General features: G+C 36.7%; 22 protein-coding genes. 5 read left to right on the top strand and 17 right to left on the bottom strand.

Annotated features, from left to right (window positions below):
• Nucleotides 1–79 precede the first annotated feature (79 nt).
• The gene (locus MP477_RS06245; protein WP_257189631.1) at nucleotides 80–271 is read left to right on the top strand and encodes a hypothetical protein; all 192 of its coding nucleotides are present in this window, start codon (nucleotides 80–82) and stop codon (nucleotides 269–271) included.
• Between the two features lie 77 nt (nucleotides 272–348).
• Here the strand turns inward: MP477_RS06245 and MP477_RS06240 are convergent, their stop codons facing one another.
• The 7 genes from MP477_RS06240 to MP477_RS06210 form a co-directional block, all read right to left on the bottom strand.
• Nucleotides 349–1,284, bottom strand: coding sequence for a Dyp-type peroxidase (locus MP477_RS06240; protein WP_257189629.1), 936 nt, complete (start codon nucleotides 1,282–1,284; stop codon nucleotides 349–351).
• Nucleotides 1,285–1,344: 60 nt separating this feature from the next.
• Entirely contained in the window at nucleotides 1,345–2,994 is a 1,650-nt protein-coding gene (locus tag MP477_RS06235; RefSeq protein ID WP_257189628.1) for a DNA repair protein RecN, read from the bottom strand.
• Nucleotides 2,995–3,075: 81 nt separating this feature from the next.
• Nucleotides 3,076–3,978 (bottom strand): DUF4835 family protein, encoded by a 903-nt coding sequence (locus MP477_RS06230; RefSeq protein ID WP_230032749.1) that lies wholly within the window; start codon nucleotides 3,976–3,978, stop codon nucleotides 3,076–3,078.
• A gap of 36 nt (nucleotides 3,979–4,014) precedes the next feature.
• Nucleotides 4,015–5,220, bottom strand: a complete 1,206-nt coding sequence (gene coaBC, locus MP477_RS06225; RefSeq protein ID WP_230032752.1) for a bifunctional phosphopantothenoylcysteine decarboxylase/phosphopantothenate--cysteine ligase CoaBC — start codon at nucleotides 5,218–5,220, stop codon at nucleotides 4,015–4,017.
• A 122-nt stretch (nucleotides 5,221–5,342) separates the two neighbouring features.
• Nucleotides 5,343–5,666 carry a DNA-directed RNA polymerase subunit omega gene (locus tag MP477_RS06220; RefSeq protein ID WP_027378789.1) on the bottom strand — a complete coding sequence of 108 codons (324 nt, stop codon included), beginning with the start codon at nucleotides 5,664–5,666 and terminating at the stop codon, nucleotides 5,343–5,345.
• 42 nt (nucleotides 5,667–5,708) lie between these two features.
• A complete protein-coding gene (locus MP477_RS06215) occupies nucleotides 5,709–6,704 on the bottom strand; it encodes an outer membrane protein assembly factor BamD (RefSeq protein ID WP_230032754.1) in 996 nt (331 codons plus the stop codon).
• 103 nt (nucleotides 6,705–6,807) lie between these two features.
• On the bottom strand, nucleotides 6,808–7,437 hold the full coding sequence (locus MP477_RS06210) for a TetR/AcrR family transcriptional regulator (protein WP_230032758.1): 630 nt from the start codon (nucleotides 7,435–7,437) through the stop codon (nucleotides 6,808–6,810).
• 96 nt (nucleotides 7,438–7,533) lie between these two features.
• On the opposite strand from MP477_RS06210, the gene MP477_RS06205 reads away from it, so the two are divergent.
• From MP477_RS06205 to MP477_RS06190, 4 genes are all read left to right on the top strand, one after another.
• The gene (locus MP477_RS06205) at nucleotides 7,534–8,160 is read left to right on the top strand and encodes a TatD family hydrolase (RefSeq protein WP_230032759.1); all 627 of its coding nucleotides are present in this window, start codon (nucleotides 7,534–7,536) and stop codon (nucleotides 8,158–8,160) included.
• Nucleotides 8,153–8,878: a tRNA threonylcarbamoyladenosine dehydratase gene (locus MP477_RS06200; RefSeq protein ID WP_257189627.1), complete on the top strand. Its 726-nt coding sequence runs from the start codon at nucleotides 8,153–8,155 to the stop codon at nucleotides 8,876–8,878. Before MP477_RS06205 ends, MP477_RS06200 begins: the two co-directional genes overlap by 8 nt.
• Nucleotides 8,878–9,252, top strand: coding sequence for a ribonuclease P protein component (gene rnpA, locus MP477_RS06195; RefSeq protein WP_230032762.1), 375 nt, complete (start codon nucleotides 8,878–8,880; stop codon nucleotides 9,250–9,252). Before MP477_RS06200 ends, rnpA begins: the two co-directional genes overlap by 1 nt.
• A gap of 223 nt (nucleotides 9,253–9,475) precedes the next feature.
• The gene (locus tag MP477_RS06190; protein ID WP_257189625.1) at nucleotides 9,476–10,084 is read left to right on the top strand and encodes a DUF4126 domain-containing protein; all 609 of its coding nucleotides are present in this window, start codon (nucleotides 9,476–9,478) and stop codon (nucleotides 10,082–10,084) included.
• Nucleotides 10,085–10,116: 32 nt separating this feature from the next.
• Here the strand turns inward: MP477_RS06190 and MP477_RS06185 are convergent, their stop codons facing one another.
• From MP477_RS06185 to lysA, 10 genes are all read right to left on the bottom strand, one after another.
• A complete protein-coding gene (locus MP477_RS06185) occupies nucleotides 10,117–12,297 on the bottom strand; it encodes a tetratricopeptide repeat protein (RefSeq protein WP_257189624.1) in 2,181 nt (726 codons plus the stop codon).
• Between the two features lies 1 nt (nucleotide 12,298).
• A complete protein-coding gene (locus MP477_RS06180) occupies nucleotides 12,299–12,850 on the bottom strand; it encodes an LptE family protein (RefSeq protein WP_047491908.1) in 552 nt (183 codons plus the stop codon).
• Nucleotides 12,851–12,891: 41 nt separating this feature from the next.
• Nucleotides 12,892–14,181 (bottom strand): sigma-54-dependent Fis family transcriptional regulator, encoded by a 1,290-nt coding sequence (locus MP477_RS06175; RefSeq protein WP_257189623.1) that lies wholly within the window; start codon nucleotides 14,179–14,181, stop codon nucleotides 12,892–12,894.
• Nucleotides 14,182–14,213: 32 nt separating this feature from the next.
• Nucleotides 14,214–15,011 (bottom strand): tetratricopeptide repeat protein, encoded by a 798-nt coding sequence (locus MP477_RS06170; RefSeq protein ID WP_257189622.1) that lies wholly within the window; start codon nucleotides 15,009–15,011, stop codon nucleotides 14,214–14,216.
• Complete coding sequence (locus tag MP477_RS06165) at nucleotides 14,983–15,432, bottom strand: hypothetical protein (RefSeq protein WP_257189620.1); 450 nt, start codon at nucleotides 15,430–15,432, stop codon at nucleotides 14,983–14,985. Before MP477_RS06165 ends, MP477_RS06170 begins: the two co-directional genes overlap by 29 nt.
• Nucleotides 15,433–15,510: 78 nt before the next feature.
• Complete coding sequence (gene miaB, locus MP477_RS06160; protein WP_230032773.1) at nucleotides 15,511–16,947, bottom strand: tRNA (N6-isopentenyl adenosine(37)-C2)-methylthiotransferase MiaB; 1,437 nt, start codon at nucleotides 16,945–16,947, stop codon at nucleotides 15,511–15,513.
• Between the two features lie 232 nt (nucleotides 16,948–17,179).
• Nucleotides 17,180–17,593: an energy transducer TonB gene (locus tag MP477_RS06155; protein WP_257189614.1), complete on the bottom strand. Its 414-nt coding sequence runs from the start codon at nucleotides 17,591–17,593 to the stop codon at nucleotides 17,180–17,182.
• Between the two features lie 2 nt (nucleotides 17,594–17,595).
• Nucleotides 17,596–18,075 (bottom strand): energy transducer TonB, encoded by a 480-nt coding sequence (locus tag MP477_RS06150; protein ID WP_257189612.1) that lies wholly within the window; start codon nucleotides 18,073–18,075, stop codon nucleotides 17,596–17,598.
• A gap of 120 nt (nucleotides 18,076–18,195) precedes the next feature.
• On the bottom strand, nucleotides 18,196–19,929 hold the full coding sequence (locus MP477_RS06145) for a thiamine pyrophosphate-dependent enzyme (protein ID WP_257189611.1): 1,734 nt from the start codon (nucleotides 19,927–19,929) through the stop codon (nucleotides 18,196–18,198).
• A gap of 251 nt (nucleotides 19,930–20,180) precedes the next feature.
• Nucleotides 20,181–21,383: a diaminopimelate decarboxylase gene (lysA, locus tag MP477_RS06140; RefSeq protein WP_257189610.1), complete on the bottom strand. Its 1,203-nt coding sequence runs from the start codon at nucleotides 21,381–21,383 to the stop codon at nucleotides 20,181–20,183.
• Nucleotides 21,384–21,437: the final 54 nt, after the last annotated feature.

The following is a 21,437-nucleotide window of genomic DNA, read 5'->3' as shown; positions in this document are numbered from 1 at the left end:
TGACTAACAATTTTTTATTAAATTCAGATTCGCATATTATTTTTTCATAAATTAGTGATATAGTTTAAAAACAAAAGCCATGAAAAACTTAACGAAATTAAAGAGACAAAACTTAAGGGAAGTACTAGGAGGAAATTTAGCTTCAAACTGCCAGGGGAAATTTAAATATCCTGCCTATTATAACGGATATTCTGCATGCTGCGTAGCACAAACAGATTATCCCTGCTCCCAGACTGTCATGTGCCAACTTCCTATTGGAATGTGTGATTGAGATTATCATCTGATATCATCTCTGTAAGTAATTGATAAAAGGCTGCTTCATTATTGAAACAGCCTTTTTTATTTATATTATCCTGAGAATTCGTCAAGCATATTTCTGGTTGGAATGAAGAAAAGAGTTCCTGTTACCGCGGTACTGAAATCTAAAATCCGGTCATAATTTCCCGGAGGATTGCCAATAAACATATTTGTAAGCATCTTTTTCGCGGTGCTAAAAGTACTTGCATAGGAAATGAAATAGGTTCCGAATTCATTTTTAGAAGGATTTCCGAAAGGCATATTGTCTCTTACAATTTTAAGTTCTTCGCCATTTTCCCCTTCTATATTCGCTAACGCAATATGTGAATTTGACGGTTTCACTTCATCAGACATTTCAATATCCTTATCTTTTGACCTCCCGATTACCTTTTCCTGGTCTTCTGTAGAAAGGCTTTTCCAGGCATCCATATTATGAAGATATTTCTGAACAAAGAGATAGCTTCCTCCCTGATATTGGGAATCTTCATTTCCAATTTTCGCAAAATAATCACGATCTTCTCCGTGTGGGTTTTCTGTTCCGTCTACAAAACCAAGAATAGACCTTGCATCCCAATATTTAAATCCATGAACTTCCAGAATACTTTCCGCCACAGAACTTAATAATTTGGATATCTCAATACCCATGTCAAAAATAACACTTTGATTGTCTGCTCTTAAGTGAAAATGTAAATCTCCGGGAGTAGAAACGGCAGTATGTTTCAGTCCTTTAATCTCTTCAAAGTCCACAAGTTCTTTCGGCATAGGTGTCGGAAGGCTCAGCTTTTTCCATGCTTCACAACCAATTCCCATCACACAACTGGCCCTGCTGTCCGGAAATCTGTTGAAAACAGAATTATTAAGATTTAAAACCAACGCGCATAGCTCCTGGAAAACCTCTTTCAGCTGTGGAACATCATTAAGCTTCCAAACCATGAATATGGTATTTGTGTTAGGGTAATCCGTAACATTTTGCGATTCTAAACTCATGCTTATTTTTTTGAATTAAGGTTCGTAACAGAATGCTGACTTACAAGTCTGTTAAAATTTTTAACCGATCAATTCTTTAGCCTGCGCCAAAGCTGCTTCTGTAATCTTACTTCCGGAAAGCAGCTGGGCAATTTCGGTTAGCTTTTGATCCTCTGTTAAAGGAATAATTGTAGATTGGGTTCTTCCGGAAACGTCCTGTTTTACCACCTTATAGTTATCATTTCCTTTTGCCGCTACCTGTGCCAGGTGAGAAATAACGATAAGCTGCATGTCTTTAGACATTTCTCTCATAAGGTTTCCGATTTCTTCAGCTACTTTCCCTGAAACTCCGGTATCTATTTCGTCCAGAATAAGAGTCGGAAGGTCATCACTTTCTGCAATAATTTTCTTTACAGCAAGCATAACCCTTGACCTTTCGCCACCAGAAATAGCCGTTTGAATAGGTCGTAACGGAAATCCTGAGTTCGCCTGAAATAAAAGCTGGATATTTTCTTTTCCGAATGCGTTAAATTCAGGAATATCCAGAAGCTCTATATCTACTTTTGCTTTTTCAAGACCTAATTTTTTTAGAAGGGTTTCTGCTTTTTTTACAAAAACAGGCACATTCTTTTTTCTGTTTTTTGAAAGTTTCTCAGAAAGAGCCTGGAGTATTTTTTCTTTATCAGAAATATTTCCTTCTGTTTCAATAATTTGTGCTTCCAATTCTGAAGCGCCTTTCTGATCGCCCGCCAGTTCATTCCTCACTGCTATCAGCTCATTTACGTCTGATACATTATGCTTTAAGAGTAAGGCATTGATTTTATTATTAAGCTCTGTAAGAAGTAATAAGTTCTCCGGATTAATTTCTACATTTTCGGCTTCGTTTTCAAGCTCGGAAATGATATCTTTTATTTCTACAAAAGAAGTTTCCAACCGTTGGTCCAGTTCAGCAAAGCTGGTTGAAATCTCAGAAATCCTAGACAGTTTATTCTTTGCTTCATTAAAGAAAGATAAAATCCCGATTTCTTCCTGGTGGAATCTCGATAAGATTTGACCCAGATTTTCAGAAATCATTCCTGCATTTTCCTGAATGGCAAGCTGATTCTGCATCTCTTCGTAATCTACTTCATCCAGCTTCAGCTCTTCCAGCTCATTAAGCAGAAAGTCTTTATAATCACTTTCTTTATTGGTTTCGGAAAGCTGTGTATGAAGCTTTTTAAGCTGCAGTTTCAAACTTTGGAAATCTGAAAATACCTGTTGATATTCTTCAATGATCTGCTTATTTTCAGAAAGTCCGTCAATTATTTTAAACTGATATTCTGAAGTAAAAAGATTGGAAGTTTCAAATTGAGAATGAATATCAATCAGCTGTGATGAAAACTCTTTAAGCACATCCAGGGTGACCGGAACATCATTAATGAATGCCCGTGATTTTCCCGAAGGTAGGATTTCCCTTCTTATGATCGTCTGAAGTTCATAATCAAGGTCATTTTCTATAAAGAATTTTTTAAACTGATTATTCAGTGCAAATTCGGTTTCTACGACACTTTTTTCCTCTGCGTTCGAAACTGACTTTACATCTGCCCTTTCGCCCAGAATAAGTCTGAGTGCACCCAGAATAATAGATTTACCAGCTCCCGTTTCACCGGTTATTACCTGCAAACCGTTTTTCAATGACACTTCAAGGGTATCAATCAGGGCAAAGTTTTTAATGTAAATTCTCGAAAGCATGGATGAGGGGCTGGTTACTTTAAGTAATGCAAATATAGAATTTTAGTGTTCAGTATTCAATAGCTGAATGTTTGAATTCTTTTATTTCCACTTATTCCACTTATTATCAATATTTTTTGGAGAAATAATAATCATGGTCTGCTTCAGATCATTAATATTGACGGGACCATTATTTCCTGAATTAAAAATATTGAATATCTCGTCACTTTTATTATCCATAAAGGTATTGAAGAAGTATGATTGCTGAAATGAGTTTTCGTACATTTTCAGCTGCATCAGGGCATCAAAAATCACTTTTTTGGCTCCTCCCTGATCCTGATTGAAGAGATTATCTAATCCTGCCCTGTGATAGGTATAAATTACCGAGCGTAATTGACTCCAGTTAGGATTCAAAATTTCATTAACCAGTATCGTGCGGCTTCTTGGCTCATTGACGGTATTCCATCCTTCATAATTTCTGTTCTGCGAATTCTGGGCGATCTGCTGGGCTTTTGAAAACCATTGTGAACCACCCATAGACTGGAAGCTGTCGGCATCATATCCTAAGATCAGATAAATATAAAAACTGATTACATCGGTAAGGTTCTTCCCGGAAAACTGTCTTTCATTAAATATAAGATTTTCATTTTCAATATATTCGAATGCAAATCTTTGATCCTGAAGGTTTATTAAAGGAGATTCATAATTTGAGCTATAAACAGGACGTACAGCCTGTACTACTATAGCTCCTTTAAATCTATTATCCGTTCTTTCAGAGATAACAATAGAGAAACCACATTTTATTTTTTCAAAATTCTGCAGTTTTTTTCCTGTCCAGCTGGTATTATTGATAAAGTCTTTAAGGCTTTTTTCCAAAGCCTTATAAGCTTGCTGGTTACTTCCTCCCAATTGTTGGGAGTTTACCTGTACTGTTGCCAGCAATTCCTGGGAAAAACTGATGCTGTATATAAAAAGCAGAAAAAATAAGCTTATAATTTTTTTCATTGTCTGTTAAAAATTGAGAACGGAAATTTATTAAAATTATTTTAAAAGCTGAGCTTCCACAAAGTTGAGAATATCTTTGGCTACTTCATCTTTCGATTTAAGGTTAAATTCTGTCTTTTCCGTTTTGGTAAATATTTTAATTTTATTGGTATCGTTTTTAAAGCCTGCACCTTCATCGCGCAGAGAATTTAAAACAATCATATCAAGATTTTTCTTTTCAAGTTTTCCTTTGGCATTCTCTTCTTCATTCTGTGTTTCGAGGGCAAATCCTACCAAAAACTGATGGGTTTTCTTTTCGCCCATTGTTTTTAAGATATCAGGATTTTTCACCAGCTCAATTGTCAGATTTTCATCATTCTTCTTGATCTTTTCTTTAGCCACTTCTTTAGGGGCATAGTCTGCTACGGCAGCACTGGCAATTCCGATGTCTATTGTATCATAAAACTCAAATACTTTAGCCAGCATTTCTTTAGCAGAAGTTACTTTGTGAAGTTCCACATTTTTATCATGAATCACCTGGGCACTAGGTCCTGAAATTAAAATTACTTTTGCTCCTCTCTTTGACGCTTCTTCAGCTAAAGCGAATCCCATTTTCCCTGAAGAATGGTTTCCTATAAATCTCACCGGGTCAATGGCCTCATACGTTGGACCTGCAGTAATCAATACCGTTTTTCCTTCAAGACTTTTTTCCTTAGCTTCAGTGTTAAAATAATTTTCAACTGCATTAAAAATGGTTTCAGGCTCTGCCATTCTTCCCTGTCCAATAAGTCCACTTGCCAATTCTCCGTTTTCTGCAGGAATTATTGTATGCCCAAAACTTTCTGCAAGTTCTATGTTTTTCTTTGTAGATGGGTGAACATACATATCCAAATCCATCGCAGGAGCAATAAATACAGGACATTTTGCAGACATATAGGTAGCAATAACCAGATTATCACACATCCCATGAACCATTTTAGACAGTGTGTTGGCTGTACAAGGTGTCACCAGCATTACATCTGCCCAAAGTGCTAACTCCACGTGGCTGTTCCAGCTTCCATTATCTCCATAAAAGTCTGAATAAACAGGCTTTTTCGATAATGTAGACAAGCTTAACTTCGTCACAAAATGTTCAGCATCGGGAGTCATAATAACCTGTACTTCGGCACCTTTCTTTACAAAATCCCTTATCAGAAAATGAATTTTGTAGGCAGCAATCCCTCCGGAAACTGCGATAAGTATCTTTTTACCGGAAACACTCATTTAGTTCTAATTTTTTTGAAATACTAAAATACTTATTTTTTCCCACAATCAGGGTTTAAAACAACAAAGGTCATAAAAGAACTCAGTTCCTTTATGACCTTTGTCTATAAAAATACAGATGATTATTTTCTTTCTTCTGTTTTTCTGAAATAAATATCTTCATTTAGCCATTCTTCAATAGCGATTGAAGTTGGCTTTGGAAGTTTTTCGTAATGTTTAGAGATTTCAATCTGCTCTCTGTTTTCGAAAACTTCTTCTAATGTAGAATTGTGAACGGCAAATTCGTCTAATTTATTGTGAAGTTCCGTACGGATCTCCGCATTGATTTGCTCTGCTCTCTTTCCCATGATAACAATAGCTTCGTAGATTGAACCTACTTTATCTTCAATCTTATCTTTGTCGTAAGTAATAGTATTTACTTCGGCTTTTGTATCTTTTACACTCATTTTGAGAAAATTATTTTATTTATAAGACGGCAAATTTACGAATTATCTTTTAATTTTGAAAGTCGCCGCTGGAGGAGGGGTATTAAGTGCCGCACTATCCCTCTGGATCTGCATTGCTTTCTTTTCATTACTGATTTGATCCTTGATTTGTTGATCAGTTTTATTTTTTTCAGTCAGTTTTGCTTCCTCTTTCTTTTGTTTTGCATTCAAAGTGGCAACTCTAGCTTCTACCTGTTTTTTAACAACAGCGAAATCTTTCTTTTCTTTTTCCAATTTAGCACGTAGATCTATTGCCGTTTTAGAGTATTCCGTATTAGGCAATTCTTTTTCTACCACCTTTGTGTAGGTTAATGCACTTTCAATACGTTCATCTTTAAGTTCATAAACAGATTTTGCGGCTAGCTCATAACGGGATTTCATGATATAATCATAAATCTTCGGACGGAGTTTTGTACTTGGAAAATCTTCCAACACGTTTTCAAGAGCTACGGTAGCGGCTTTATACTGCCCCATTTTGAAATACTGTCTTGCATTTTCATAGGCTTTGAACTCTAATTTATAAGTCAGCTCATCAATAAGCTGGCTGATATTTTTAGATCTTTCAGAATTTGGATAGTTGGTAAGGAAATCCTGAAGTTCGTTAATTGCCAGTTCTGTACTGGACTGGTCAAGGTTATAATCCATTGATCCTTCATAGTAGCATAATGCTGACATATAAGCCGCTTCTTCTGCTCTGGGATCTTTTGGAAAGTTGACCGCAAAGTTTTTAAATTGATGCCCCGCCAGTTTATAACTTTTATCGTAATAGTTTGCATAGGCTGTATTGAAACCTACGTTGGGAAAATCATCTGTTCCTGCTACCAGATTGGTAAGTCTGTCATAAAGAGCCAGTGCATTTTTCCACTTTTTCTTAGCAAAGTTGTCATTCGCTGCTTTTAAGATAAAATCTTTGTCAGCACTCTTCATTGCTTTTTCCTGACGGCTTGCACATGAAGCAACCACTGCTACAGCAAACAGCCCTAAAATATATTTTTTCATATAAAAAATTCAACAGTTTTCGGATTAGACAGCCGATTTACTAATTTGCAAAAATATAACTTTTTTGTCAATAGATTTTTTTTTATGAATATTTAACGTAATTTTAGTCTGCAGCGTATCCCAAAATTGCAAAAACGCTCAATAAAAGATTCATTCTTACTTTCTTTTCGGCTTCTTTTGCATAGGTTTCATCATTTTTACTTGGGACATACAGTTCGTAGAAGTTTTTATTTCGGATCACAAATAGAGTGGATCCTATAATCATGGTAAGAATATCTTCGGGTTTTGGGGTAAAAGTAAAAACGCCTGATGCCACCCCTTTTTTTATGACTTCATCCAGTTTCCTTACAAACAGCTGGTAGAAGTCAAGCAGCTCATCTTTCAGGTTTTCGGTATGACGAAGTTCCTGGGTAACAAAACCATGAAAATAATTGTATTTGAAAAGCTGTGATACAATGTATTTGATCATTTCTCTCATCTGCATTTCAGGTTTTCCTTCTTTGATCGTATCAGCAAATTCAGAAAAATTCTCTCTGGTCTTCAGCACTCTATATTGGTAGAGATAAGACATCATCTTTTCTTTAGATCCAAAATAATAGGAGATCATTGCTACGTTGATATTTGCTTTTGAACAGATATCTCTTACAGAAGTTCCTTCGTATCCTTTTTTTGCTATTAATTCTTCAGCAATATCTAAAATGTGAATCTGTTTTTCTGTAAATTTTTTCTTCATGAAGTGCACTTTGAGTAAAGTTAAGAAATTTTTAACACATTTGTAAACGTTTGTTTAATAATTTTATATTAATTCTAAATAGTCGTATTTTTGAGGATGGAATTTTTTGATTTTCATCACCATAAAAAAAACATCAGATATGGAATTTACAATGTAAATATTGGAGAAATTCCGTCAGATTCCCTTTATTCAATAGGAATTCACCCTAAAGATATTGATGTTAACCATATTGAAGAACAGCTTAAGCTGGTTAGAAATACGGTATCACAAAATTGTTTTGCTATTGGGGAATGTGGTTTAGATTCTTTGGTGATGATTAACCAGAAAATTCAGGAGGATGTTTTTTTGAAACAGATCCAAATAGCCAATGAGATAAAAAAGCCTATTATTATTCACTGTGTCAGAAAGTTTTATGAGGTAATTTCTTTTACAAAAAAGGCTGAACAAGCTATGATTATTCATGGTTTTAACAAAAAACAAAAAATTGCGGAAGATCTGCTGGCTCATAATTTTTATCTGAGTTTTGGAAAAGCTGTTTTGTATAATTTATCTTTGCAACATGTTTTAAGGAACACACCATCAGATAAATTCTTTTTAGAAACTGACAATGAAGATTTTGATATTGAAGAATTATATCAGAAAGTTTCAGAAATAAAGGGGATTTCTTTGGAACAAGTCAATGAACAAATTTTAGAAAATTTACACACTATAAAAAATGGATAAATACTGGCTCGAGAGAACTGAGCTTTTAGTTAAAGATGAAGGATTGGAAAAGCTGACAAAAGCAAATGTCCTGGTGGTAGGTCTGGGTGGTGTTGGCTCTTTTGCTGCAGAGTTTCTCGCAAGAGCGGGAGTAGGCCATATGACCATTGTAGATGGCGACACTGTAGATATTACGAACATCAACAGGCAGCTTCCTGCTTTACATTCTACCATAGGAAAACATAAGGTAGAAGTAGTTGCAGAAAGACTTCTGGATATCAATCCCGAGATAAAATTAATTAAAATCAATGAGTTTCTGAATCCTGAAAGAATGGATGAAGTGCTTGATTCCGGTAAGTTTAATTATATCCTGGACTGTATAGACAGTGTAACTCCTAAATTATACCTTATCCGTGCTGCTAAAAGAAAGAAAATAAAACTTGTAAGCTCCATGGGAGCCGGTGGAAAGACCGATCCAAGTAAGGTCATGGTAAGAGACATCAGTAAGACACAAAACTGTTTCCTGGCCAGACAAATAAGAAAAAGACTTAAAAAGGAAAAGATTAATAAAGGGTTTAGATGTGTTTTCTCCAATGAGCTTCAAAATGAGGAAAGCCTTAAGATGACCGATGGAGCTAATTACAAAAGGTCTTTCTATGGTACTATAAGCTATATTCCGGCCATTTTTGGTCTGTATGCTGCCTCTGAAGTCATCAATTATTTATTGAAACAAGATTAATGCAAAATTTTACATATCCCAGAGCTGAAAAACTCAAAAAGAATATAGAGATCGCTTTACTTTTCGAAAAAGGTAAATGGAGAACTTGTGGAAATCTAAGAATAATCATTTTAAAAGATAAGCCTAATCTTCCGGTAGAAAGTGTCAAGTTCGGGGTTTCTGTTTCTAAAAGATATTTTAAAAAAGCGGTCCACAGAAACCGTTTGAAAAGGCTTCTGAGAGAATGCTACCGCCTGAACAAGGGGTTATTCGAGACGGCATTCGGAGAAAAAACCCTTGCTATGCTGTTTTGGGTTTCTTCGGAAATGCCTCAAAAATACCAGGATGTAGAGGCCCAGTTTATCAAGCTCTGCGAAGCACAAAAAAAGCCATAACGGCAATATATACAATACAAATATCTGCTTATTCAATAAAATCTGTACATGTTATTTTTAGCTTTCAGGTGTATAGGGTAAGCAGATTTTTATTTTTTTTATATTCTTCCTTTTTTGGCACCATACTTCGGGCATCTTGACCTGGATACCTTTGTGAATTTAAGTTTTCATCACTGGGATACTTTTTGTACTTTTAAGGGAAACAATAAATCTGAAAATTAATATGTTAGACCATGTTCCCTATTTTTCTTACATTCTCAGCGCATTTATCGGCATTGGATTGGCTGCCGCCACAGGATTCCGGGTCTTCCTTCCCATGTTTTTTGTAAGCCTGGCTTCTTACTTCCATTGGATCCCTATGAGTGAAAATTTTGAATGGCTTTCCGGCCTGCCGGCGCTCATTACCACCGGTATTGCTACCATCGCGGAGATTCTGGCCTATTATATCCCTTTTATAGATCATTTACTGGATACGGTTTCTGTTCCAATGGCTGCGGTAGCCGGATCAGTATTATTTGCCAGCCAGTTTGCAGGCTTGGAAACGCTTCCCCAGTGGGCATTGGCTCTTATTGCAGGAGGGGGAACAGCCGCAACGATAAGTTCCGGTTTTGCAGGACTACGTGCAGCCTCTACGGCAACAACAGGAGGTCTGGGAAATCCCATAGTGGGAACTACTGAGACTGCAGGAGCGGGTGTAATGTCTATTCTTGCAATGGCCATGCCGGTTGTAGCAGCTGTTTTAGCCATCTTACTTATCATTCTGGTAGTTGTCTTCGGACGGAAAGCCTGGAGGAAGTTACGGGGCCGTAAAGAGACTCATGATACCTTATAAAAAATGTGCTGTCTCCCGGACAGCACATTTTTTTAGTTTTTACTTCTAAAATCTTTTATTTCCTTGATTTTAGATTCAAAATATTCTTTTTTATCAGGATTTTTCTTGATTAATATTTCGAATGCTTTTATTGCTTTAGTATATAGCTTCTGTTCAAAATAAAGGTTAGCCAATGTTTCTGTCATCAAATGAGAGATATCGTCATTTTTCTCTTTAACAACATAAGAGCTTTCTTCTTTTAACTGACTGATCTTAGGGTTATTTTCAATAAAGTTATCAATAACTTTTATCTTCTTTTCAGGCTTTTCTTTTTCAGCTTCTTCCGGTCTGTCGATTTTCAGCCAGCTTTGCCATGTATTGATAAAACCAGGAACATTGCTGTCTACAACAGGCTGAACTGTTTTTTGTACCGGAACTTCCTGCATTGTTTCTTCTTTCATTGAATCTTCATTAGCTTCTTTCTTTCCTTCTGCAACTCTCAGGCTCGAAATATCCGTTCCAAAGAATGATACATTCATCACCGGAGCTTCTTCTTTTGCCCCTTTTTGAGCATTTTCCTGAGCATGTTCAGCTTCATTTTCCGGCAGTTCAGGAACTTCTTCTACAATCTGTACTGCTTCTGCAGCAGACTCTTCTATTATATTTTCAGACTCTTCAACGGCTGCTGTGATATTCTCACTTTTCACTTCCACTTCTGTAGGAATTTCAGGAGTTTCATCCTGTAAGAACACTTCTATTTCAGGTTCAGAAACTTTTGCAGGTTTAGTGAGTAAGGAATCCGGCATATTGGTTTCAAGACTCATTGGCTTCCATGCAGACCGGATTTCAGGTGTTTTCTTTTCTTCCTGTGTAACCTCTTCTATATGAGATTCTTCTACCGGTTCAGGAGTTTCTTGTTTTTCTTCTCCTGAAGCTGACAGTACTTCCTCATCTTTGGCAGGTTCTTCTTCTTTCTCCGTAGACCAGAAATGGAAATTTTGAGTTTCTGCAAAGCTTATTTCATGATCAGCAACTACTTCCGGCTCTTCTTTTTCCTCTTGTGAAGCAGATTTAGCCTCTTTCATTCTTTTCTCAACCTCTTCAATCAGACGTCTCATTTCGTCTTCATGCTTGTTTACATTAGGTTGGGAAATTGCTGTGTTTTCTTTTATTTCTTCTTCATTTATCTGAATTTTGACATCCGGCATAAATGAATCTGTTCCATGGAAACTAATTTCAGCCTCAGGTTCATCAGCAATCCCTTCATTATTAGAAACCGCATTATTATTTTCTTCTACATTTTCTTGTTCCTCTTCATGCTCCTGAACAGTTTCTTCTTCAACGGTAACTTCCGGCACTATAGCTTCTACTTCATGGAAGCTTACTTCCTCTTCTTTCTGAACTTCTTCCTCTTCAGGTTCTGAAGAAATTTCATCTTCAGTAATAATGGTTTCCGGTGTGAAATTTTCTTCTCCCTCTTCATGCTCCTGAACAGTCTCTTCTTCAACGGTAACTTCCGGCAATATAGCTTCTACTTCATGGAAGCTTACTTCCTCTTCTTTCTGAACTTCTTCTTCGGGTTCTGAAGAAATTTCATCTTCAGTAATAATGGTTTCCGGCGTGAAATTTTCTCCTACATTTTCTTCTTTTTCTTCCTCTTTTATATTTTTTGCCACAGTTTGAAATACGGGCTTCTGAGTAACCAGCGTACCTGACTCTAATGTAGATTCAAGATCAATCTTTTCAGTATATACTTCATCAAGAAAGTTTTCTTCTCCTTCAAAAAGAATTCTGTTACGTTCACCGTTAACATAAATAGGCTCAACTCCTTGCGAGGTCTGCAACATACACGAAACGCCTTCTTCCTGCTCCACTTCTTTTTCAGAAGACGGCTCTCTTTTGATAGGAAAGATTTTTTCTTTATTAAAAGAATACCGGACTGGCTTCTGAGCGTTTTCAGAAACCTGCTTTTCTTCTGTAATTTCAGGTTTAGAGCTTTGCTGAATCTTTCCATTGATCAGCTGATAAAGAATTTTTTTATCTGTGGTATAAGCCGCCGTTATGGAAAGCTCCTTCTGATAACTTTCTTTATCATAGAGATGTACCCCATATAAGTGGAGTGCCCTAATATTTTGAATATAGGGAAAAGCGTGAATCTCTTCTTTCAAAAGATGAAGATCTTCTGACTGAATATTTTTCGGATTTTTTATTAATTCTAAAACTCTTGGATTCATCTTACCAATTCGCTACAATGTCGTTAAATATCTTATTAATTATTCTTTCTGTAACAATTTTCACCTGAGATGCTTCGATCTCACTCTGTGATAAATTGCTATTAAAAGCAGCTTCATCCGTGTAGGTTCTGTCAAAACTGGAATCAGGGTGTACTTTATTTTCATAATGTACTTTCACTGTTATTACAAGCCTGTTTTGAGCCTGTTGTATCACTCCACCAGAAGGATTTGTCTGGGTATTGGAACTGATGGTAGTGGGAGAAATGCTGTAATCTGAAATTTCTCCTTCTATCAGAATATCAGGATTTTCTTTAGTCCCTTTCAATGTTGTTCTCTGCAGAAATCTGTTTTGAATATCAGTAGAAAACTGTTGGGATAATGTAGGATTTACAAGCGCCGCATTATTAGGAAACTCATTGATCTGAACTGTCTTTTCATCTGTCAGGGATGACCCTGTGAAGCTGTAACATGAGTTTAGAACTCCCAGCAAAACGAAAAGTACCCCAACTAATATTGGTCTCTTCAGACTAATATTTTTAATCTTAATATTCATTTTTTATTTTATTTCATAGAATCCAATTCCTTTATGCAGGATTAGTCTTCCAGATTATACTGTTTTATTTTTCTATATAAGGTTCTCTGTGAAATTCCCAATTCATCTGCCGCTCTGTTTCTGCGTCCCTTATGCTTCTCCAAAGCCTTGACAATCAAATCTTTTTCATTATTTTGAAGAGAAAGGGATTCCGGTTTATTTTCCTCCACTTCAATGTCTTCAATATCTTCATAGCTGTCATCCTGCGACGAGATAATCGTTGGGTTCTGAACAGCCTGAGTATCGTTATTATTTTCAAAATACAATAAAGATCCCTGAGTTACCTGTGGCTGGCTTTCCGGAGTATAAATCCTGTTGATCAGATTTTTCTCCTGATTACTCAAGTCAGCTGTCCCTCTGTTCTTTATCAATTCCGAAGTTAGGGATTTTAAATCATTGATATCATTCCGCATATCAAAGAGAATTTTGTACATAATTTCCCTCTCACTTCCAAAGTCATTTTGCTTGGGTGTATTCTGATTATTGACCACCATTGGAAGATGCGTTTCCATTGGGATATATTCTGCAAGCTTCTCTGCTGTGACATTTCTATTTCTTTCCACCACAGTCATCTGCTCAACCAGATTTCTTAACTGGCGGATATTTCCCGGGAAAGCATAGTTTTCAATATAATGAACAGCACTGGGTTCCAATTCAAGTTCAGGCATTCTGTACTTCTCTGCAAAATCTATTGCAAACTTTCTGAATAACAAATGGATATCTCCTTTTCGTTCTCTTAAAGGAGGCATGTCTATCTGAACGGTATTCAAACGGTAATATAAGTCCTCACGAAATCTTCCGTCATGAATAGCCTTCATCATATTAACGTTAGTAGCCGCTACAATCCTTACGTTGGTCTTCTGAACCTGTGAAGAACCTACTTTCATAAATTCACCGCTTTCCAGTACCCTTAAAAGGCGAACCTGTGTTTGCAGCGGAAGCTCTCCCACCTCATCCAAAAATATAGTACCGCCGTCGGCTACTTCAAAATATCCTTTTCTGGTGGCTGTAGCCCCAGTAAAAGCTCCTTTTTCGTGTCCAAATAATTCAGAGTCTATAGTTCCTTCAGGAATAGCTCCACAGTTAACTACAATATAAGGCTGATGTTTTCGCCTGGATTCTGAATGGATGATTTTTGGAATAAATTCTTTTCCTACCCCACTTTCTCCAATCACCAAAACGGAAATATCCGTAGGTGCTACCTGGATAGACTTTTCTAAAGCCCGGTTAAGTGCCGGAAAATTTCCGATAATTCCAAAGCGGTTTTTTATGTTTTGTAACTCGTTGCTCATAAGTAAATGTTTGATTATTGATTTAATGTTATCTACAGCTCTTCAATCTGCTTTCTGTAGACTTTGTTAAAATGATGGGTATAGACATCTTTCATGGTCTTTCCTTCATCATACGTTTGCAATGCCAACGTTTTTAAATCCAAATAATCTTTGTTTCTTATTTTCGAAACTTTACTTTTAAAGTATATATTCTCTGCAAAGTCGTATTCTTTGCTTTGTTTTTCAAAATTTTCCAGGGCTTTATCATATCTCCCCAGTTCAAAATAGGTTACACCCAGCTGGTAATGGTCAAACATTCCCTTTACATACCCTCTGGTGGCCAGCTGTCTTTCAATAATTCCGGCAGCCTTCTCTTTCTGTCCTAAAGCACTGTAAGACATAGCCTTTACTATGCTCAGATTATAATCTCCGTTTAGAGATCTTCCCAAATCTTCAGGATAATAATTTTTTAGTGTTTCTAAATCCAGAATAGCACCACTATAGTCTCTTAAAAACTGAAATTTGCACCAGCCTCTGTATCCTAAATGCATTTTAGGATCTAAAGCAACCGCCTTATCAATTAATACCTTCCACGTTACAAAATCTCCATTTTTTAGATAAGGAACGGCCTTCTCCATATAGGCATTGGCAAAATCCGGACACAACTCAATCGCTTTATCAAAGCCTTCCTGAGATGCCCTGTACCCCTGAAAATCGGAAGCCAGGTTGTATAACTCACAAGCTTTTTTACAGTCCTCTCCCTCTATTGCATTACAGTTAACCTGTGCAATAGTATTGGTATACACTATAAGTAACAAAAAGCTAAGGTAATACCTCTGAAACTTTTCCATTTTCAATTTTATAGGTTAAATACTGATAATAGTCTACTTTGGAACCATTGATTTCCTTTGGAATCCATCCATCTAATGATTGGGTAAACTGTAACAGCTTATTTTCCAATTTTACATCCAGAACTGTATCTTTCAGATCCGGGCTCATATGCTGCAGCCTGAACAGTCCTGTCTTTCCTTCACAATTTACTAAAAATCTGACGGTAATAAAACCGTTACTCTTATTTTCAGAATAAATATTTTCTTTTTTCAGTTTTTCTACAATGGCCATCTTTTCTCCTTTGTAATCAAAGCCTTTTGCGCCGTGGTAATACTGAAAACTGAAAGGTTTATCTTTTCCTGTTCCGCATTTCTTAAGATCTGCGACATCTAATTTCCTGTCATATTCAATATCTCCAACCGTATTGGGGTATTTACTCACCTTTTTCTCTGCCTGACACGATATCAGAATACAGGAAAACAAGGCTAGAAAACAGATTGCTTTTACCAAAACTTCAAATTATTCAGCAATTCTCCCTAAAAGTGTGCCTTGCGTATTATCATAAACAAAAACGTCCACAATGTCTCCTATTTTCTGCCCTTCAAGCTTATCGAAGACACAAACGGCATTCTGAGAGTTTCTGCCCTTCCATTGGTTTTTGTTTTTCCTGGAAATTCCTTCAATTAAAATCTGATGTACTTTTCCAACATAAGAGATCATTCTTTTTCTGGAAAGCTCTCCCTGAAGTGCAATAACCTCAGCCAAACGTCTTTGTTTCACATCAGCCGGAATATTGTCTTCCATCTTCTTGTGAGCAGGGGTTCCCGGTCTTTCTGAATACGCAAACATATAGCCGTAGTCATACTCTACTTCTTTCATCAGGCTTAAAGTATCCTGATGATCTTCTTCAGTCTCATCACAAAATCCAACGATCATATCCTGTGAAAATGAAACATCAGGAACAATTTCTTTAGCCTTTCTGATCAGCTCCAAATACTCCTCACGGGTATGCTGTCTGTTCATGGCCTTAAGCATATTGTTACTTCCGCTCTGTACCGGAAGGTGTACATATCTACAGATATTATCATGTTTAGCCATCATGTGGAATACATCTAAACTCATATCCTGAGGATTTGAAGTAGAGAATCTGATTCTCATTTCAGGCACCGCTTTCGCCACCAAATCAAGTAACTGTCCAAAATTAATAGCTGTTGCTTTTTGCATCTCAGAAGCTTTAGCAAAATCTTTTTTAGGACCTCCTCCATACCATAGATAGGAGTCTACATTTTGACCCAGAAGGGTAATTTCTTTATAACCACTATTGCTAAGCTCTTTACATTCTTCGATAATAGAGTGTGGATCACGGCTTCTTTCCCGTCCTCTTGTGAACGGAACTACACAGAATGTACACATATTATCACAACCTCTGGTAATTGTTACATAAGCGGTTACACCATTACCACCCAAACGGACAGGATTAATATCAGCATAGGTTTCTTCCTTGGAAAGTATAACATTGATGGCATCTCTTCCATCATCTGTTTCTTTCAAAAGATTGGGAAGATCTCTGTAAGCATCAGGTCCCACAACAAGATCAACCAGTTGTTCTTCTTCCAAAAATTTGGTTTTTAACCTTTCAGCCATACATCCGAGAACTCCTACCGTCATATTGGGTTTTTCCTTCTTAAGATTTTTGAACTGAGAGAGACGCATTCTTACAGTCTGTTCTGCTTTTTCACGGATAGAACATGTATTCAGAAGAATAAGATCCGCTTCTTCCACCTTCATTGTTGTATTGTATCCCTGCTCATTAAGAATAGAAGCAACAATCTCAGAATCAGAAAAATTCATCTGACACCCGTAGCTTTCTAAAAATAATTTTTTAGAATTTTCAGGTTTTTCAGCCACTGCAAAAGCTTCCCCTTGCTTTGTTTCGTCTATATATTTTTCTTGCACAATAATCAGTTTAAGGTTCGGAATTTAAATTTCAGGGCACACGTCCTGAAAACTTAAATCACAAACAGATAAGTTTGCAAAGATACAAAATATTGTGACAGAATGTCAGGAGATTCTACTGAAGTATTATAGCTTTTTAAAACTTAGATTTAAGAAATAAAATCACCATCAAATTATTAAATTGTAAGCATTTATGCTAATCCTTTTTAAAAATCTATCAAGAACTTATTTTCTAATCTCCATGGTCAAAATGATCTGATGTAAAGTTGATTTTAATTATTTTTTTAGAAATCACCTGTATTCCATCTTTAATGGCCGGCTTCCATTTCTTTTTTACTCTTTTGATGGCAAACTGCATATCGTCAATAAACATTTCGCTATTTTTTACTTTGGGCAAAACATCAAGATTTTCAACCTTCCCATTCGTATTCACATCAAAAACAAAAACGAATTGTCCGTTTACGGCATACTTCTTTAAATCAACATAAGCATGAATCATTTTTAAAAACTCCTGAGTAAAAGCAGCATCTCCGCCGGGAAATTCAGCATTCTGCAAACTGGTTACACTTTCATTCTGTGGCTTTGATTCTTGAGAATACCCCAAAAAGCTAAAAAGAAGGAACAGGATTACAATATATTTTTTCATATTTATAGGTCTACAGATAAAGAAGTCAAGCTCATTCTCAGTTTCATTTCAGATTTTACAGGCTGGCCATTGCAGGTGGCAGGTACCCAGTTTTTCTTTATCCTTCTCACCACATACTGCATATCATCAAAGAAAACTTCGCTATGAAGCACTTTAGGAGAACCCACAATGTCAGTCACTTTTCCTTTTTCATCAATCATTAATGTAAATGTAAAGTCTCCTGTCAGGGTATAGAAATCCGAATTCAGATAGGTATACATATATTTTCTCAGGATCTCTTTGTATGCAGCCGCTCCTCCTTCATAAGCAGCAGGTTTAAAATCATTGCACTTAACAGCAACCTGCATAAAAGGTTCTTTAATATCTATTTTTAAAATATTTTTATTGTTCTCCGTGATAAAAGAATCGTCTCTGTCTTCAAGGTCCTGGGCATATGAAAAATTTGCAGCACAAAGAGCCAGAAGTAAAAATATCGTTTTCATAATTTATATGTATAATAATAAGCAAAGGTAAATATTTACCCTCTTTATAAAAAAGAAAAACTTCACACAATCAGTATGAAGTTTTAAGTTGAGTTTAGGGAATCACCATGCAATTTCAGTTTACAGCAATCCTTTAATATGCTTATAATTGGACTTTACTGTTTCAAAAGCTTCCTCCATTTTACCACCCAGCATCAGCTGGGCCATTGATTTTGTCATGCCTATAACCTGATCAAATTCAATTTTTGGGGGAAGGGCCAGAGCATTAGGATTAGTGAATATATTGAGAAGGTAAGGTCCGTTATAGTTTAAACACTCCTTAATCGCATTTTCCACCTCTTCAGGATCATGAACATTCTTCCCCGGATATCCCATTGCCTGAGCTACCATAGCAAAATCAGGATTGATCATATCGGTTTCATTATCCGGCATGCCTCCCACTTCCATTTCCAGCTTCACCATTCCTAATGTTCTGTTATTAAAAACAATCAGCTTTATGGGAAGTTTATACTGAAAAATGGTTGCCATATCTCCTAAGAGCATCGACAATCCTCCATCTCCACACATCGCAATCACCTGTTTTTCAGGATGAGCTAAAGAAGCTCCAATAGCCATTGGCATCGCATTGGCCATTGATCCATGGTTAAAAGAACCGAGCATCTTCCGCTCTCCCGTTCCGGTAATGAATCTTGCTCCCCAGACGCAGCACATTCCTGTATCTACCGTAAAAATAGCATCCTTTTTGGCAAGCTGGTCCAGGGTATATGCCACATACTCCGGCTGAATAGCATCTTTTTTTCCAAAATCTTTGACATACGTGAGCTGGTTCTCTTTTACTTTTTCGTAGAATGCCAGCTGTTCATTGAGAAAATGATCATCTGTTTTTTCTTTCAACATTGGAAGTAAGGCTTTAATTGTTTCTTTCACATCTCCCGCTAGTCCCAGTTCCAGCTTAGCTCTCCTTCCAAGCCTTTCCGGGCTTTCATCAATCTGTATGATTTTATTTTTGACCGGCATAAACTTTTGGTAAGGAAAATCTGTTCCCAAAAGGATAACGAGATCTGCTTCATGCATTGCATGGTAAGCTGACGGATATCCTAATAGTCCTGTAAGGCCCACTTCATTGGGATTATTGGGCTGAATAGCCATTTTCCCCCGGAATGAATATCCCACCGGAGCTTTTAACAATTTTGACAATTCCACCACTTCAGCATTGGCTGCACCAGCTCCTATTCCGCAGTAGAGAACAACTTTTTTATTATCATTCACAAGTTCCGCGAGATGTTTCAGCTCGTCATCCGATGGTCTGATAACAGGATTTGTTTTAAATATCTGGGCGGAAGTAGCTGCTTCCTCTGCATCCAGCTCAGAAACATCTCCAGGAAGACCGATCACTGCTACTCCTTTTTTAGAGATGGCATGTTGAATAGCAGTCTGCAGTGTTCTTTGCACCTGTTCGGGTCTTGTAATCATCTGATTGTAGTAGCTGCAGTCATCAAACAGCTTTATTGTATTCGTTTCCTGGAAATAATCCATCCCCATTTCCTCACTGGGAATCGTGGAAGCAATAACCAACATGGGAACATGGGAACGATGTGCCTCATACACCCCATTGATCAGGTGAACATGCCCCGGACCGCAACTTCCTGCACATACAGCAAGGCCATCCAGCTCAGCCTCAGCGGCGGCGGCATAGGCTCCCACTTCTTCATGTCTCACATGAATCCATTGAATACTGCTTTTTTTTACGGCCACATTCAGATGGTTGAGACTATCTCCGGTTACTGCATAAATTCTTTTCACATTGGCATTTTCGAGCATTTCAACAATCTGCTCTGCTATATTTTTAGCCATAATTAATAGGTTTGGTGTTATTTTAAGATAAAATACAGCCTTGAAAAATCTGTATCCCTATCAAATTTAACTAATTAAAATGAAACCTTCCCGTGGTTTCAATGTTAAAAAATGGTAATTTAATAATAAACCCGTCCCTACAAAAAGCAACTTTGCGATTAACCAAAAGTTTTTTAAACCTGAATGACTACAGTATTGAAAATAAAAAACGGCCATCCAAAGGACAGCCGTTTATACATTATATTTTTGATTTAAATAACTACTTCAATCTGATTTCTCAATAAATCTTCGAATTCATCTCTTTTACGGATCAAATGCGCTTTTCCATCAAGAAATAAAACCTCAGCAGGTTTTAATCTTGAATTGAAGTTAGAACTCATTTCAAAACCGTAAGCTCCGGCATTATGGAAAGCAAGGATATCGCCTTCTCTCACCTCATTCAGTTTTCTGTCCCATGCGAATGTATCCGTTTCGCAGATATTTCCTACTACAGTATAAATTCTTTCTGCTCCTTTTGGATTAGACAGGTTTTCAATGAAGTGGTAAGAGTCGTAGAACATCGGGCGGATCAAATGGTTAAACCCAGAGTTCACCCCCACAAAAACAGTAGCTGTTGTCTGTTTGATTACATTGGCTTTCACTAAAAGATAGCCACTTTTTCCTACTAAAAATTTCCCTGGTTCGAACCAAAGTTCAAACTTTCTTCCTGATGTTTTAGCAAATTCAGCTAAAACTCTTTCTACTTTTTTACCTAATGTTTTAACGTCCGTTTCTTCTTCGCTATCCTGGTAAGGAATTTTGAAACCACTTCCCATATCAAGATATTTCAGGTTAGGGAAATGCTCAGAAAGCTCAAGCATAATATCTAAAGCCTGAAGGAAAACTTCCGGATCTTTAATTTCACTTCCGGTATGCATGTGAAGCCCTTCCACATTAACGTTTGTACTCTTCATTACTCTTTCGATGTGACGAAGCTGGTGAATTGAGATTCCGAACTTACTGTCGATATGTCCTGTAGAAATTTTATAGTTTCCGCCGGCAAAAATATGTGGATTAATTCTCACAAAAATAGGGTAAGAATTTCCATATTTATTACCAAACTGCTCTAGAATAGAGATGTTATCAATGTTAATATGAACTCCAAAAGTCATTGCTTCCTCTATTTCAGCTAAGTCAACACAATTTGGAGTAAACAGTATTTTATCTTTCGTAAATCCTGCCTTTAGTCCAAGTTTAACTTCATTAATAGATACACAATCCAAAGAAGCACCCAGCTTCTTGACATACTTAAGGATATTGATGTTTGTCAACGCCTTCGCTGCATAGAAGAACTTAGTGTGTTTTAAAAAAGAAGATGTAAGTTTTTCGTATTGAACTTTGATGGATTCAGCATCGTAAACATACACGGGTGTGCCAAACTCATTGGCAATCTTTAATAATTCTTTTGAATTCATAATTTCATTTTTAACATAAAAAAAGGCAGATTCTTCGAAAAAGAGCCTGCCACA

The organism is Chryseobacterium sp. WG23, from assembly GCF_024586575.1.
Taxonomy (GTDB): domain Bacteria; phylum Bacteroidota; class Bacteroidia; order Flavobacteriales; family Weeksellaceae; genus Chryseobacterium.
Note: the sequence above shows the minus strand (reverse complement) of the source record. Positions and strands in the feature narration are given on the sequence as shown.